Here is an 11,997-nt window from a genome sequence, read left to right on the forward strand (position 1 = left end):
GGTCGCTTCGCAATCGCCGGCCCCTCATCAAGGCGGCCAGGCAAGGCGCCAGCTGGCCGAGGGTTTTGAGTTTGCCTGGGATCACGCGTGAGCCGTACCTGGACATCGAGGCACGACGAAGCTCTGTGGCAACAGGGTCCACATGTCGAGGGTGTCTGAACCTAGGAGGCCGGGCCGCGTCTGTAGACGCGGCCCGACACCGCGCCTAGCTGCCCCCCACGCCGCGCTGGAAGGAGACCTCCACGCGGCGGTTCTTCTTGCGGCCCTCTTCCGTGCTGTTGTCGGCGATCGGGTATTGCTCGCCGTAGCCCCGGATCTCGAAGGTGATGCCGTCGGCGGCCAGTTCCTTCGACAGGACGTTGTGCACGGCCTCGGCGCGCTGCTTGGACAGCACGTCGCCGTGCGCGGAGGAGCCGAGGTTGTCGGTGAAGCCGAAGACGCGGACCCGCTTGGCGTCCTGCTTCTTGATCTCGGCGGCGATCGCGGAGATACGGGCGTTCGCGCTGCTGGACAGGGCGGCGCTGTCCTTGCCGAACAGCACCTCCGCCTGGAGCGCGAACTTGATGTCGGCGTTCGTGTCCTCGCGGCGCTCCTCACCCGCGAGGTCCTCGACGACCGACTTGATGTCGAGCACCTTGGGCGGCGCGAGGGTCGCCCCGTCGGGCAGCTTGAGGTCGGCGTCGTTCGCGTCCACCTGCACCGGCGGCGCGGCGGACGCGGACGGGTACGGGCTGTCCTCGGCCAGCGCCTCGGGGGCGAGCCCCACCCCGAAGGCGAGCGCCCCGGAGAGGGCGGTCACCGCGAGGCGGGCGGCCGTTCTCTGGTGGGTGGTGGTGCCGCTCATCAGGAGATCTCGATCGGGGCGTTGGGGAAGCCGGGGAACTGGAGGTCGACGGACGTTGTGGCCTGCGGGGGTGCGGGGAACTGGGCGAAGAACGCCAGGCTTTCACCCGCCGCGATGCTCGGCTTGTACCCGCTGGTTGTCAACGGACGGTTGTCGGTGTCCCGTAGCACGTAGTGGCGCTTCTTCTCCTTCGAGTCCACGAGCGTCATTGCTGCCATCGAGCGACCTGTGCGCGCAACCTCTGTTTCCTGGCCGCTCCACTGCACCGGGGTGGTGTACAGGGAGCTGCCGGTGTTCTTCAGCTGGCCGCTCACGGTGACGAAGCCACCATCGTCACGCCTGGCTTCATGGATGATCATTTCGATGTCCCGCTCACCCTTGAGCGTGGCTAGCACCTTGCTCGTATCGGGCAGCGTCTTGCCATCGCTGGCTGGGGCGCCAGTGCTCGCCGCTGGAGCGGAAGACTCCTTGCTGGAGTCTTCCTTGGCCTTGGCCCCCTCGCCATCACCACAGGCTGTGACGGAAAAGACGAGGCAGGTTGCCAGAAGGGCAGCAATCCCAACCCGGCGTACCGCTCCCACGTACCGAACGTTCATACTCCCTTTTCCTTTGCGCTCGTCATATGCGGTCAGTCCTTGGCCAGCCTGACGGTGAAGAGGTCGGCAATATCGGGAAGCAGCTTGAGGTTTTCCGGGTCGATATCCCACGTCCCGCCGTCACAGACGAGCTCGCCTGGGGATACCGGCTGCGCCGCGCCTTCGCCGACGTCCCCATCATCCGGTTTGTCACCCTGGTCGTTGCGTTCGAAGGCACAACGCGGTTCCACCAGGGCGGTCGCCTGGGTGACTGCGTGCTTGTTGTCCGTACCCTCGACGATGCTGGTGCCCATGGAGTCCTGCGACTGGACCTTCACCGTGAAGCCCCACCGGCCCCCAGATACCCAGTGACATTCCTGCATCTCGGCCTTGTTCTGAACCGCGTAACGGCCGGCGGCTTGACAGCCGTTCGCCGTGCCGATCACGTCACCATTGAAGACGGCCTCAAGGTAATCGGGGTCCAGGATGCTCATGAGGAAGTCGTCCGCGAACCGGTCCCGAGACTCCTTGGCCGCTGCCAACGCGGCGGCTTCCGCTGCCGACTGGGTGCCGTTGCGCGTGACATCCGCCTGACCGAACGCGAAGAAGACCAACGCAAGAAAGAGCAGGCCGGCAACCGCTGTGATGTACAGCGGTGCGGCCTGCCCTGACTCGCTACGAGCGGAGACCCAAGTCACCCGCCGAGCACCTCGTTGATCTTCTCCGTGAAGGTGTTGGCGATCTGCTCGCCCATGTTCGTGTTCATCACCGCCACCACGATCGCCACCACCAGAATCGTGATCCCCACGTACTCGATCGCGCCCTGCCCCCGGTCCCTGCGCGCCTTCATCTTCTCGACGCGGGTGTTCGCCCAGTGCCCGATGTAGACCTGCGTCGTGGTGACGGCCTTCAGCGTGGCGTCCTTCATCATGGTGTGCCCCTCCCGGTCCGGCGTGAGTCCTGGTGCCGTGTGCGGGACCGGGTTCCTCCTGGCCGGTCTCGCTGGCGACACCGAGAACGTACGGCCGGGCGGGGGCCGGGGGCATGGGCCTCCGGGCCCAACCGCGGGCCCATTCCGGGGATTGGGTCCGGGGGGTCATGCCGGGCCTCCTCGGCGGAGGGTGTGCCAGAGGGCGATGGCCTCGCCGCGGCTCGTGGCGTTGAGTTTGGCGAAGATGCGGTTGATGTGGTTCTTGACGGTCTTCGGGCTGATGAAGCACGTGGCGGCGATCTGCTGGTTCGTCATGCCCGCAGCGATCAGGTCCATCACCTCCACCTCCCTCTGGCTCAGCTCCGTAAGGACACCCGGAGACGAATGTGCCACATTCGCTTGCGGAAGCGAAGGGTTTTGAGCAGATCCCGATGCGGGCAAGTCCCGGTGCACAGCGCCCACCTGGGTGTCTGGCGCCGAAATTGCATGTGCGGTTGCAGATGGTTGACGGCGCGACGGCGTCGACGTGAACGCCGCACCCAGGCCGTCCGGCAGCGGGCCCGGCGGGGCGGCGGCGGGGGTGCCGTCGCGGACCGTGGCCAGGAGGGCGCCGGCGGCCGTGGGGGTGAAGTGCGGGCGGCCCCGGCGGACGTCGCGGACCGCCGCGACCAGTTGGTCCGCCGTGAACTCGCCGTGGACCAGGTAGCCGCCCGCACCCAGGCGCAGCGCCTCGTGGACGATGGCGCTCTCGCGGCTGTAGGTCATCATCAGCACCGGTGCCAGCCGCACCAGGTGCGGCAGTGCCGAGATGCCGTCGACGCCCGGCATGCGGACGTCCAGCAGGATGACGTCCGGTCGGTGCTCGACCGCCGCGGCGTAGGCCTCGCGGCCGTCGCCCGCCTCCGCGACGACCTCGATGTCGTCGCGGCCGGACAGCAGGACCGTCAGGCCCGCGCGGACCACCGGGTTGTCGTCCGCCACGACCACCCGCAGTAAGGGTGGGGCGGGGAGCGACGGGAACTCCGTGCTTTCGGTCGGCATGGGGCGGCGCCTCCTCTCTCAGGTGGTGATCGGCTGTTTCGGGATGTACGGGAGCGGCGACGGGCCCGGCGTCAGGGCCCGCACCGGGATGTCGAGGCGCACCTCGGTGCCGTGGGCCGCGCGGCCCCGGCCGATGCGGATGCGGGCGCCGATCGACGCGGCGCGCTCGACCATGCCGACGAGGCCGAAGTGACCGGCCCGCTTGAGTTCGTCGAGGGTCGTGCCGGCCGGCAGGCCGCAGCCGTCGTCGTACACGCTCAGGCGCAGGACCTCGCCGACCACGCCCGCCGAGACGTCGACGTGCGTGGGGTGGGCGTGGCGGTGGGCGTTCTCCATGGCCTCGGAGGCGATGGTGAGCAGCTGCCGGGCGACGATCTGCGGGACCGGCGGCGGGGTCGCGGTGCCGAGGCGCCGGAAGTCGGCGCGTACCGCGTGGCGGCGGGCGAAGTCGGCGGTGCGGGCGGCGAGTTCGGCGAGGACGTCGACGCCGCCGTCGAGGCCGGACTCGCGGCGCAGGTCCGAGAGGAGTTCGCGGGACTCGGCGGCGGCGCGGCGGGCCGAGCGGGCCACCATCTCCGCCTGGCGCTTGAGGGTGGGCGGGTCCATCCGGTCGGCGGAGGCGACCAGCCCGTCGGCCTGGAGGGCGATGCCGTGCAGGGTCTTGGCGACGGAGTCGTGCATCTCGCGGGCGAGGCGGGCCCGTTCCTGCTCGATGGCCTCGTGGACCGCGAGCCGCGCCCGCGCCTCGGTCAGCGCCTGGCTGGCGGCCCCGAAGCCGAGGACCAGGCCCCGCAGCGTACTGCCGACCGCGCCGGTGATGAGGCACAGGCCGGGCAGCAGCAGGGCTCCCGCGCTGAGCGCGACACGGTCGCTGACGCCGTACGCGCCGGCCAGGACGAGCGACTGGCACCCCGCGAAGAAGGCGGCGCCCCGCCAGCCGTAGACCAGGCCCGCCAGCAGCGGCGTACAGATCGTGACGTACGCGAGGGTCGACTCGGGCGACGCCGTCACCAGCAGCAGCGCGCCGAAGAGCATGTCGACGGCGAGGAGCGAGGGGTGGCGCAGCAGGACGGGGCCGAAGCGCTCCCAGTCGCGGAGCAGCGCGTACGAGGCCATGAAGGTGGCGGTGACGGCGGCGACGACCAGCCACATGCCCACGCCCGCCCGGATGCCGCCCAGGGAGAAGGGGACGGCGAGCGCGATCATCGCCATGCGGAAGCCGAAGACCTGGCGGCACATCGCCTGTAGCGCGTTGACCTGGAGGGCGACCGAGGGGCCGCCGGGGGTGGTGGCGGTGGCGGTGGCGTCCATCAGCTGCCGCCGAACATGTCGTCGAAGTTGACGCCGGACGCGTAGTAGAAGCCGACCGCGATGAGGATCATCGTGCCGGGGAGCATGAAGCTGGTGACGATGAGCGTCGCCTTGGGGACGGCCTTGGCGGCCTTGCGGCGGGCGTTCTGGGCGTCCGTACGGCGCATGTCGTCGGCGATCTGGATGAGCGTGTCGACGATGGGGGCGCCGAGCTCCTCGCCCTGCTGGAGGGCGGAGACGAACATGGACACCTGCTCGGACTGGTTGCGGCGCCGCAGCTGTTCGAAGGCGTCGCGGCGGCTGACGCCCATGTCCATCTGGCGCAGGGTGATGCGCAGCTCGTCGGCCCAGGGACCTTCGTACTTCTCGGCGACGCGTTCCAGGGCTTGCCGGAAGCCGAGGCCGGCGGAGACGACGACGGCGAGGACGTCGAGGAAGTCGGGGAGGGTGCGTTCGATGTCGTCCTTGCGGCGGCCGATGGCGGACCGGATGACGACGTCGGTCCAGAACCAGCCGTAGACGAAGAGCAGGACGGCGAGGACGAGCTGGCCGTTCATCAGCATGGCGAGCGCGGAGATGGTGCCGAGGCCGGTGTAGACGGCGCGGCGGGCGGCGTACCGGTCGACGGTCATACCGCTGGGGTTGCCGGCCATGTCGAGCTTGCGGCGCACCTTGTCGACGCGCTTGGGGCCCATCATGCGCAGCACGCGCGGGGCGTACCGCATGCCGACGCGGTCGATGGCGGAGCCCGCGGCGGTGGTGCGGGTGGCGCCGACCTCCAGGGCGATGGCGAGGTCGCCGGGGAGTTTGGCGTCGGCGCGGTACATGCGGACGCCGTGGAAGGCGCCGTAGACGGCGAGTCCCGCGACGGCGGCGAGGAGCAGTTCCATGTCCCATCCCCCTAGATGCGTACGCGGGTGAGGCGGTTGATGAGGAAGAAGCCGAGCGCGTACAGGCCGGCGGAGATGATCACGGCGACCTTGCCCGCGAAGGCGCCGGTCATGTCGTCCAGGGCGCCCGCCCGCATGGAGTTGATGAGCATCAGGAAGCCGAGGCCGAGGACCGGGACCATCACGGCGGTGACCTTGACCTGGGAGAGCAGGGTGGAGACCTCGCGCCGGGTCTCCTTGCGCTCCTCCAGGGTCTCGGTGAGGTTGCGGAGCGAGGAGACGATGGTGCCGCCGGCGCGGTTGGAGAGGATGAGGGTGGTGACGAGGACGGTCAGCTCGCGGGAGGGGAGCCGTTCGACGAGGTCGCCCAGCGCGTCGTCGAGGGAGCGGCCGACCGCCAGCTGGTCGGCGACCCGCTTGAGCTCCTCGCCCGCCGGGTCGTCGAGTTCCTCGGCGGCCATGGCGATGGCGGTACGGAGCGCCAGGCCGGCCTGGGTGGCGTTGGCGAGGACGCGGGTGAGCTCGGGGAGCTGGTTGATGAAGCCCTCGGTGCGCTTGAGCACCTGCCAGTTGAGGAAGGCGTTGGCGCCCCACAGGCCGATGACGGCCGCGATGAGGCCGAAGAACGGGGCGAAGACCGAGCCGACGATGAAGTACAGCGCGAGCAGCGCGGCGATGACGTAGACGACGTACTCGCCGACGGTCAGGTCCAGGCCCGTGGTGGTGATCTTGCGCTCGATGCGCTTGCCGAGGGTGGTGCGGCGCAGCCGGCGGTCCACGCCCGCGAAGCGACGGCGGCGGCCCGGGAGCGCGAGCTGCCCGGTCTGGGACATGCGCTCCAGGAGGGCCTGCTCGTGGGCCTTGCCCGAGGTGTAGACGTGTACGCCGATGACGGCGGTGAGGCAGGCCAGCAGGGTGACGCCGATCGTCAGGAGGGTGAGGTCAGTCATGTCGCGTGTCCATGTCCGGTGCCTTCGGGGCTCAGAGGGGTGAGGGCTGCGTACGGGTCAGGCGGCCGCCCTGCGCAGGGCCAGCTGCTCCTCGGACTCGGCGACGCCGAAGGCCGCCGGGATCGCCTCGCCCTTCATGTACAGCCGCTCGGCGGTGCCGCGCGGCAGCGGGTAGTACGCGAAGTGGCCGTGGATCCGGCCGTCGGCGGTCATCGGCTGGGCGTGGAACCGGCAGACGGTCACGATCCGGTACTCCTCGCGGCCGTGCGAGTCGACGACGGCGATCTCGGTGATCTTGCGGGCGCCGTCGGCGTTGCGGGTGAGCTGGACGATGACGTCGACGGCGCTGTTGATCTGGTCCTTGATCGCGACGAACGGGATCTCGACCTCGGACATCGAGCCGAGCGTCTGGAGGCGCATCAGCGCGTCCTCGGCGCTGTTGGCGTGGACGGTGGCGAGCGACCCGTCGTGGCCGGTCGACATCGCCTGGAGCATGTCGAGCGTCTCACCGCCGCGGACCTCGCCGACGATGATGCGGTCGGGGCGCATGCGCAGGGAGTTGCGCACGAGGTCGCGGATGGAGACGTGGCCCTTGCCCTCGACGTTCGCGGGGCGGGACTCCAGGGTGATGACGTGGGACTGCTGGAGCTGGAGCTCGGCGGAGTCCTCGATCGTGACGATGCGCTCGCCCTCGGGGATGAGGCCGGAGAGGGCGTTGAGGAGGGTGGTCTTGCCGGTGCCGGTGGCGCCGGAGACGATCACGTTGAACCGGGCCCTGACCAGCCCCGCCAGCAGCATCATCATGTGCTCGTCCAGCGAGCCGAGGGCGATCATCTCCTGGAGCGTGTACGCCCGGGGGAAGCGCCGGATGGTGAGGATGGGGCCGCTGAGCGAGAGCGGCGGGATGATGACGTTGACGCGCTCGCCGCTGGGGAGGCGGGCGTCGACCATCGGGTTCGCCTCGTCCACGCGGCGGTTGACGGTGGAGACGATGCGCTCGATGGTCTGCATCAGCTGCTCGGTGGAGGAGAAGCGGAGTGGGAGCTGTTCGAGCCGGCCGCCGCGCTCCACGAAGACCTGGTCCGGGCCGTTGACCATGATCTCGCTGATGGAGGCGTCCTCCAGGAGCGGTTCGAGGATGCCGAGCCCGAGGGCCTCGTCGACGACGCGCCGGATGAGCTGCGAGCGCTCGACGGTGGAGAGGACCGGGCCCTCGCGGCTGATGATGTGGCCGAGCACCCGCTCGAGGCGGGCACGGCGCTCGGCGGCCGCGAGGGCCGACATCTCGGCGAGGTCGATCTCCTCGAGCAGCTTGGCGCGGTAGACCCCGACGAGGTGGTCGGTCTCGGTGTGGCCCTTCGCCGGCTCCGGGCTGGTGATGCGCGCCCGCAGGCTCATGTGGTCCTCAACTCCCTGAGCTCTCTCAACGGTCCATGGGCATGGTGGTGCTCTTGCGAATGGGGCCGAAGGAGAGTCCGGGCACCACGGAGGGGACCTCGACCCTGGCGGTGACCTGGACTCCGTCACCCGTCCTGGCCTCCTCGAAGGACGCCTCCAGCCAGTCGCTCATCGCCGCCCTGCCCGCCTGCTGGGCGCTGCCCTGGTCGAGGGAGACCGCCCGGGCCGCCGCCCGCGACGCCGTGCCCGCCTGCTGGGCCGCGTACACCGCGAGGCCGAGCTGGACGACGGCCATGGCGACGAACAGCAGCAGCCCGAGCATGCCGACGTACTCGATGGCGGCCTGGCCCCGCTCCCTGCCGGAGGTACGCGACGCGCGCACGGTCACCACCTGCTCTCGACCGGTACGGCGGCTTCGCCGGGGATGGTGATCGGCAGGTTGAAGCCGCCGGGGAAGAGGAGCGGGACCTGGACGCGGGCTTCCGCCCGGTAGGTGTCGCCCTCCTCGCGGCAGGCGTAGTCCGCGTCCCACGCTCCCGGCATGTCCTCGGCCGCCGCGGCCCGGCAGGCGTCCTGCCCGCCGACCGTGCCCGCCCGCACGCCCTTGTCCGCGGCGTTCCCGGCCAGCGAGAAGGTGTAGCCGACGAGCGCCGCCTGCCAGAGCAGCGCCAGGGTGATGAGGATCAGCGGCAGCGTGCCGGTGAACTCGACGACCGTCTGTCCCCGGTCATCGAGGCGTGTCCGTGCAAGTGGGAGTGCCATGACTCAACGTGCCCCCTCGGTCCGCCGACGGCGTCGCCGTCGCCCGTCACTTGTTCCTGGTACGAAGCATGCCGATCGAACCCCGGTCGCCCCGGAACTTTCCCTGTTTCTCCACGCCCTCGGGTGCCTTGACCAAGCCGAGCTCGCCGGCCAGCGCCCACATCGCCTGCTTGACCGCCGACTTGGCCTCCAGGTCCTGCATGCGTCCCGCGTCGACCGCCGGCTGGAGCTCCTTGAAGCCGGAGGGCACGGCGGTCCGGGCGACGCGGGTGCCGGTGATGCGCTCGACGAGCGGCGGCTGGATCTCCGTGGCGCGGGTGTGGCGGTTGACCACGGTGACGGTCTCCTCCGCCTTGCGGATCTGGAGCCGGTCCCAGAGCCGCACCATCCGCTTGGCCGCCCGGACCGTGACCACGTCCGGGGTGGTGACCAGCAGCGTGAGGTCGGCCATCTCGATGGCGGCGGCGTTGGCGCCGGTCATGTGGGTGCCGCAGTCGACGACGACGATCTCGTAGCGGTGGCGCAGGGCGCTGACGATCTGGCGTACGGCGCGGTCGTCGACCTCCTCGCCACGCTCGCCCTCGCCGGGCGCGAGCAGCAGGCCGATGCCCGTCGGGTGGGTGAAGAGCGCGTCCTGGAGCACCCGCGGCGCGACGTCCTGGATGCCGGCGAGGTCGACGACGGAGCGCCGGAACTGCACGTCGAGGTACGAGGCGACGTCGCCGGCCTGGAGGTCGAGGTCGGCGAGCGCGGTGTTCTTGCCGGAGGCGCGGGCGGCGAGCGCCAGCTGGACCGCGAGCACCGTCGTACCGACGCCGCCCTTGGCGCCGCTGACGGTGACGACGGTGCCGCCGGGGCCGGTGAGGGCCTCCGCGGCGCCGTGGCCGAGGTGGCGGCGTACGCCGGTCGACCAGGAGGCGGCCGCCTGGACGCGCTGGGCGAGCTCCTCGTACGACATCGGCAGCCCGACCAGGCCGCGGGCGCCGGAGTCCATGGCGGCCGAGTACAGGCCGGTGCCGGCGTCGGAGGTGACGAGGATGACGCCGACCGCGGGAAAGCGGAGGGCAACCTCCCGGATCAGCTCCAGGGCTGGGACCGGGCCGATCCGTTCGTGGACCAGGACGACTTCGGGCAGCTCGTCGAGCGACTCGGCGGCGAGCCGGGCCAGGGTGTCGAGCAGTGAGGTCGAGTCCCCCACCGGCCCGGCCGGCTCCGCGTCGGGGAGCTGGCTGAGCAGCGTGGTGACGGATCGGGCGGCGTCGGCGTCACCGACGGCCGGGAGGATGCGTGTGGTCATCCGGCCCTCACTTGTTCTTGTCTTCGTCGAGGGTGTACGTGCCGTCGCCGGGGCGCAGGGTGGTCGGGCTGCCGTCCGCGACCAGGGCGAGGCGTACGTGGACGGCGAACGACTCGGCGAAGGCGACGCGCTGGGCGTCGAGGGTGTTGAGCGCGAAGGTGATGGGCACGGCCTCGGTGGCGCGGCTGCCGCGGTCGTCGCGGCTCGGCTCCAGGGCGGTGAGCCTGCCGACGTCGATGACGCGGGCGTTGGTCACGATGATGCGGGACTCGGCGAGGGCGCCCTTGCCCTTCCCCTCGTCGTCGAAGGTGGCGAAGATGTTGACGAGCGAGCCGGGGGTGATCTTGCCGGCGACGCCGGTGGCGGCGTCGATCATGATGGCGATCTCCTGCTGGCCGTTCTCCAGCGCCGGGCGCTTGACGATCATGTCGCTCTGGAGCAGCGAGCCCTTGCGGAGCTGGGTGACGGCGATCTTCCCGTCGAGTACGCCGAGGTCGGTCACGGCGTTGTCGGAGAGCCAGCGCTTGGGCATTTTGATCTTTTCGAACTGGCCCGGTGCGAGGGCCGTATAGGCGGCCACATCCGATTTGACGCGGTACGCGGTCACCTCCGGCCCCACCTTGGAATTCACATCGCTGATCACCGAGAGAACTCCGGCGAACGCGCCGAACGCGCAGAGCACGGAGAGGAGGAGCAGAATGACGCCGCGGCGTTGCCGTGAATTCATGGGCAGGACGACCTCGTGGGAGACGGGGACTGACGAGCGGGCGATTCGGGCGGGCGATTCGGGCGGTCGGTCCGAGCGGTCGATTCGAGCGGTCGATTCGAGTGGTCGATTCGAGTGGTCGACGCGCACGAGCCGAGCCGGTGGTGCGCGCTTACGACCCGTGGCGCATCGGGCTTCCATGGTTCAGGACACCGTCGGGCTGTTGTCGGTTCTCGGGCGGCGCGAGCGGTGCGGAGCAGAAACCGCAGCGGTCACCGATGAGTTCGATCCCGCACCAGGTGCACATTTCCCGGCGTACCGAGGAGACCAGCTGGTAGAGCACGGAAACGTCCGGCAGGAACGCCGCGAATTCGATCATCTTCGCCGTGCCCCACCATCTCGGCGAATCGGCCGGCAGCGGGGATTCCTGAACTCCCTGGACCCGCCACGCGGGTGCGAGGACCGCGGTGACCCAGTCCGATTGCAACTGCCCTTTGGCGACGAGGAGCTGGGTGCCGAATTCGGGCCCGGCGAGCTCGCCGCCGCCGATCTTCACCAGCTGGGGGTCCGGATGGGCGAGCACCCCGAACTGCGAGCCGGGCACCCACGACTTGGCGTGCGTCTTCAGACTCACCGGCACCCGGTCCAGCTTGGTCACCGAGTTGAGCAGGGCCCCCGCGTAGATGTAGTGCGCGAGCAGCCGCGCCGCGGAGGCGACGACCCCGGGGCTGAAGTCGAGGACCGACAGCTGGCGCAGTTGGCGTACGAGGACGGCGACGCCCAGCGGCGGCAGGTCGAGCTTGAGCAGCGCGATGCGGTCGCTCTCCAGGACCGAGCGGACGGTGTGCAGCCGCCGCTGGTGCGCGACCGGGATGGACGCCGGGTACAGGGCGATGACGTAACCGTGCTGTTCGACCAGCACCTGCATGTCGGCGAGCGCGGCGTCCAGCGGCTGGCCCTCGGGCGGCGGCAGCACCGCCGCGGGGGGCGTCTGGCGGTCGGTCGGCGGCAGCACCAGATCGGCGCTGGTCACGGCTATTGCGGTCGGCACGCTGGTTCCCCGTTCGGCTCCGGCCACCGGGGTTCCGGCGGGCCGCAGTTACGTACTGCTACGTCGTGCTTCCGTGCTGCTCCTGCAGCAGCACTTTATCCACGTCCTACGTGGCGGAGAACACCTTTCGGCACCCTTGCGGAACCGGAATCGGCGGTGGGCGCAGGCGGGCCCGCCCGTGGCGCGCCTGGGCCCGTACGTCTGGGCCCGGATTGGGGCCCGAGGGCCCACGTCCCCCGCC

14 protein-coding genes are annotated in these 11,997 nt (G+C 70.4%); all 14 read right to left on the reverse strand.

Features of this window, described 5'->3' with window-relative positions; translation table 11 throughout:
• Positions 1–205 precede the first annotated feature (205 nt).
• The 14 genes from AB0A69_RS27925 to AB0A69_RS27990 all read right to left on the reverse strand — a co-directional run bounded on the left by AB0A69_RS27925 (position 206) and on the right by AB0A69_RS27990 (position 11,756).
• On the reverse strand, positions 206–844 hold the full coding sequence (locus AB0A69_RS27925; RefSeq protein ID WP_361427769.1) for an OmpA family protein: 639 nt from the start codon (positions 842–844) through the stop codon (positions 206–208).
• Positions 844–1,440: a hypothetical protein gene (locus AB0A69_RS27930; protein ID WP_361427772.1), complete on the reverse strand. Its 597-nt coding sequence runs from the start codon at positions 1,438–1,440 to the stop codon at positions 844–846. The genes AB0A69_RS27925 and AB0A69_RS27930 overlap by 1 nt, the downstream gene beginning before the upstream one ends.
• 32 nt (positions 1,441–1,472) lie before the next feature.
• Positions 1,473–2,117, reverse strand: coding sequence for a pilus assembly protein TadG-related protein (locus AB0A69_RS27935; RefSeq protein ID WP_361427775.1), 645 nt, complete (start codon positions 2,115–2,117; stop codon positions 1,473–1,475).
• A complete protein-coding gene (locus tag AB0A69_RS27940; RefSeq protein WP_361427778.1) occupies positions 2,114–2,350 on the reverse strand; it encodes a hypothetical protein in 237 nt (78 codons plus the stop codon). Before AB0A69_RS27940 ends, AB0A69_RS27935 begins: the two co-directional genes overlap by 4 nt.
• Before the next feature lie 165 nt (positions 2,351–2,515).
• Positions 2,516–3,391, reverse strand: coding sequence for a response regulator transcription factor (locus AB0A69_RS27945; protein ID WP_361427781.1), 876 nt, complete (start codon positions 3,389–3,391; stop codon positions 2,516–2,518).
• 18 nt (positions 3,392–3,409) lie between these two features.
• Positions 3,410–4,702, reverse strand: a complete 1,293-nt coding sequence (locus tag AB0A69_RS27950; protein WP_361427784.1) for a histidine kinase — start codon at positions 4,700–4,702, stop codon at positions 3,410–3,412.
• Complete coding sequence (locus AB0A69_RS27955; protein WP_361427787.1) at positions 4,702–5,592, reverse strand: DUF5936 domain-containing protein; 891 nt, start codon at positions 5,590–5,592, stop codon at positions 4,702–4,704. Before AB0A69_RS27955 ends, AB0A69_RS27950 begins: the two co-directional genes overlap by 1 nt.
• Before the next feature lie 11 nt (positions 5,593–5,603).
• The gene (locus AB0A69_RS27960) at positions 5,604–6,542 is read right to left on the reverse strand and encodes a type II secretion system F family protein (protein WP_361427790.1); all 939 of its coding nucleotides are present in this window, start codon (positions 6,540–6,542) and stop codon (positions 5,604–5,606) included.
• Between the two features lie 57 nt (positions 6,543–6,599).
• Positions 6,600–7,940, reverse strand: coding sequence for a CpaF family protein (locus tag AB0A69_RS27965; RefSeq protein WP_361427793.1), 1,341 nt, complete (start codon positions 7,938–7,940; stop codon positions 6,600–6,602).
• Positions 7,941–7,965: 25 nt separating this feature from the next.
• On the reverse strand, positions 7,966–8,322 hold the full coding sequence (locus AB0A69_RS27970) for a TadE family protein (protein WP_361427796.1): 357 nt from the start codon (positions 8,320–8,322) through the stop codon (positions 7,966–7,968).
• A 2-nt stretch (positions 8,323–8,324) separates the two neighbouring features.
• On the reverse strand, positions 8,325–8,702 hold the full coding sequence (locus AB0A69_RS27975) for a TadE family protein (protein WP_361427799.1): 378 nt from the start codon (positions 8,700–8,702) through the stop codon (positions 8,325–8,327).
• Between the two features lie 46 nt (positions 8,703–8,748).
• Positions 8,749–9,999, reverse strand: coding sequence for an AAA family ATPase (locus AB0A69_RS27980; RefSeq protein WP_361427802.1), 1,251 nt, complete (start codon positions 9,997–9,999; stop codon positions 8,749–8,751).
• 7 nt (positions 10,000–10,006) lie between these two features.
• Positions 10,007–10,726, reverse strand: a complete 720-nt coding sequence (gene cpaB, locus AB0A69_RS27985) for a Flp pilus assembly protein CpaB (protein ID WP_361427805.1) — start codon at positions 10,724–10,726, stop codon at positions 10,007–10,009.
• A 151-nt stretch (positions 10,727–10,877) separates the two neighbouring features.
• Positions 10,878–11,756 (reverse strand): hypothetical protein, encoded by an 879-nt coding sequence (locus AB0A69_RS27990; protein WP_361427808.1) that lies wholly within the window; start codon positions 11,754–11,756, stop codon positions 10,878–10,880.
• Positions 11,757–11,997: the final 241 nt, after the last annotated feature.

Origin of the sequence: Streptomyces sp. NPDC045431, assembly GCF_040646655.1 — a bacterium.
In the GTDB taxonomy this organism is placed as follows: domain Bacteria; phylum Actinomycetota; class Actinomycetes; order Streptomycetales; family Streptomycetaceae; genus Streptomyces.

What these genes read in the sequence shown, in the direction of transcription:
- AB0A69_RS27925 (WP_361427769.1), bottom strand. Translation starts at nt 844, where the DNA reads ATGAGCGGCACCACCACCCACCAGAGAACGGCCGCCCGCCTCGCGGTG.
- AB0A69_RS27930 (WP_361427772.1), bottom strand. Translation starts at nt 1,440, where the DNA reads ATGAACGTTCGGTACGTGGGAGCGGTACGCCGGGTTGGGATTGCTGCC.
- AB0A69_RS27940 (WP_361427778.1), bottom strand. Translation starts at nt 2,350, where the DNA reads ATGATGAAGGACGCCACGCTGAAGGCCGTCACCACGACGCAGGTCTAC.
- AB0A69_RS27945 (WP_361427781.1), bottom strand. Translation starts at nt 3,391, where the DNA reads ATGCCGACCGAAAGCACGGAGTTCCCGTCGCTCCCCGCCCCACCCTTA.
- AB0A69_RS27950 (WP_361427784.1), bottom strand. Translation starts at nt 4,702, where the DNA reads ATGGACGCCACCGCCACCGCCACCACCCCCGGCGGCCCCTCGGTCGCC.
- AB0A69_RS27955 (WP_361427787.1), bottom strand. Translation starts at nt 5,592, where the DNA reads ATGGAACTGCTCCTCGCCGCCGTCGCGGGACTCGCCGTCTACGGCGCC.
- AB0A69_RS27960 (WP_361427790.1), bottom strand. Translation starts at nt 6,542, where the DNA reads ATGACTGACCTCACCCTCCTGACGATCGGCGTCACCCTGCTGGCCTGC.
- AB0A69_RS27965 (WP_361427793.1), bottom strand. Translation starts at nt 7,940, where the DNA reads ATGAGCCTGCGGGCGCGCATCACCAGCCCGGAGCCGGCGAAGGGCCAC.
- AB0A69_RS27975 (WP_361427799.1), bottom strand. Translation starts at nt 8,702, where the DNA reads ATGGCACTCCCACTTGCACGGACACGCCTCGATGACCGGGGACAGACG.
- AB0A69_RS27980 (WP_361427802.1), bottom strand. Translation starts at nt 9,999, where the DNA reads ATGACCACACGCATCCTCCCGGCCGTCGGTGACGCCGACGCCGCCCGA.
- cpaB (WP_361427805.1), bottom strand. Translation starts at nt 10,726, where the DNA reads ATGAATTCACGGCAACGCCGCGGCGTCATTCTGCTCCTCCTCTCCGTG.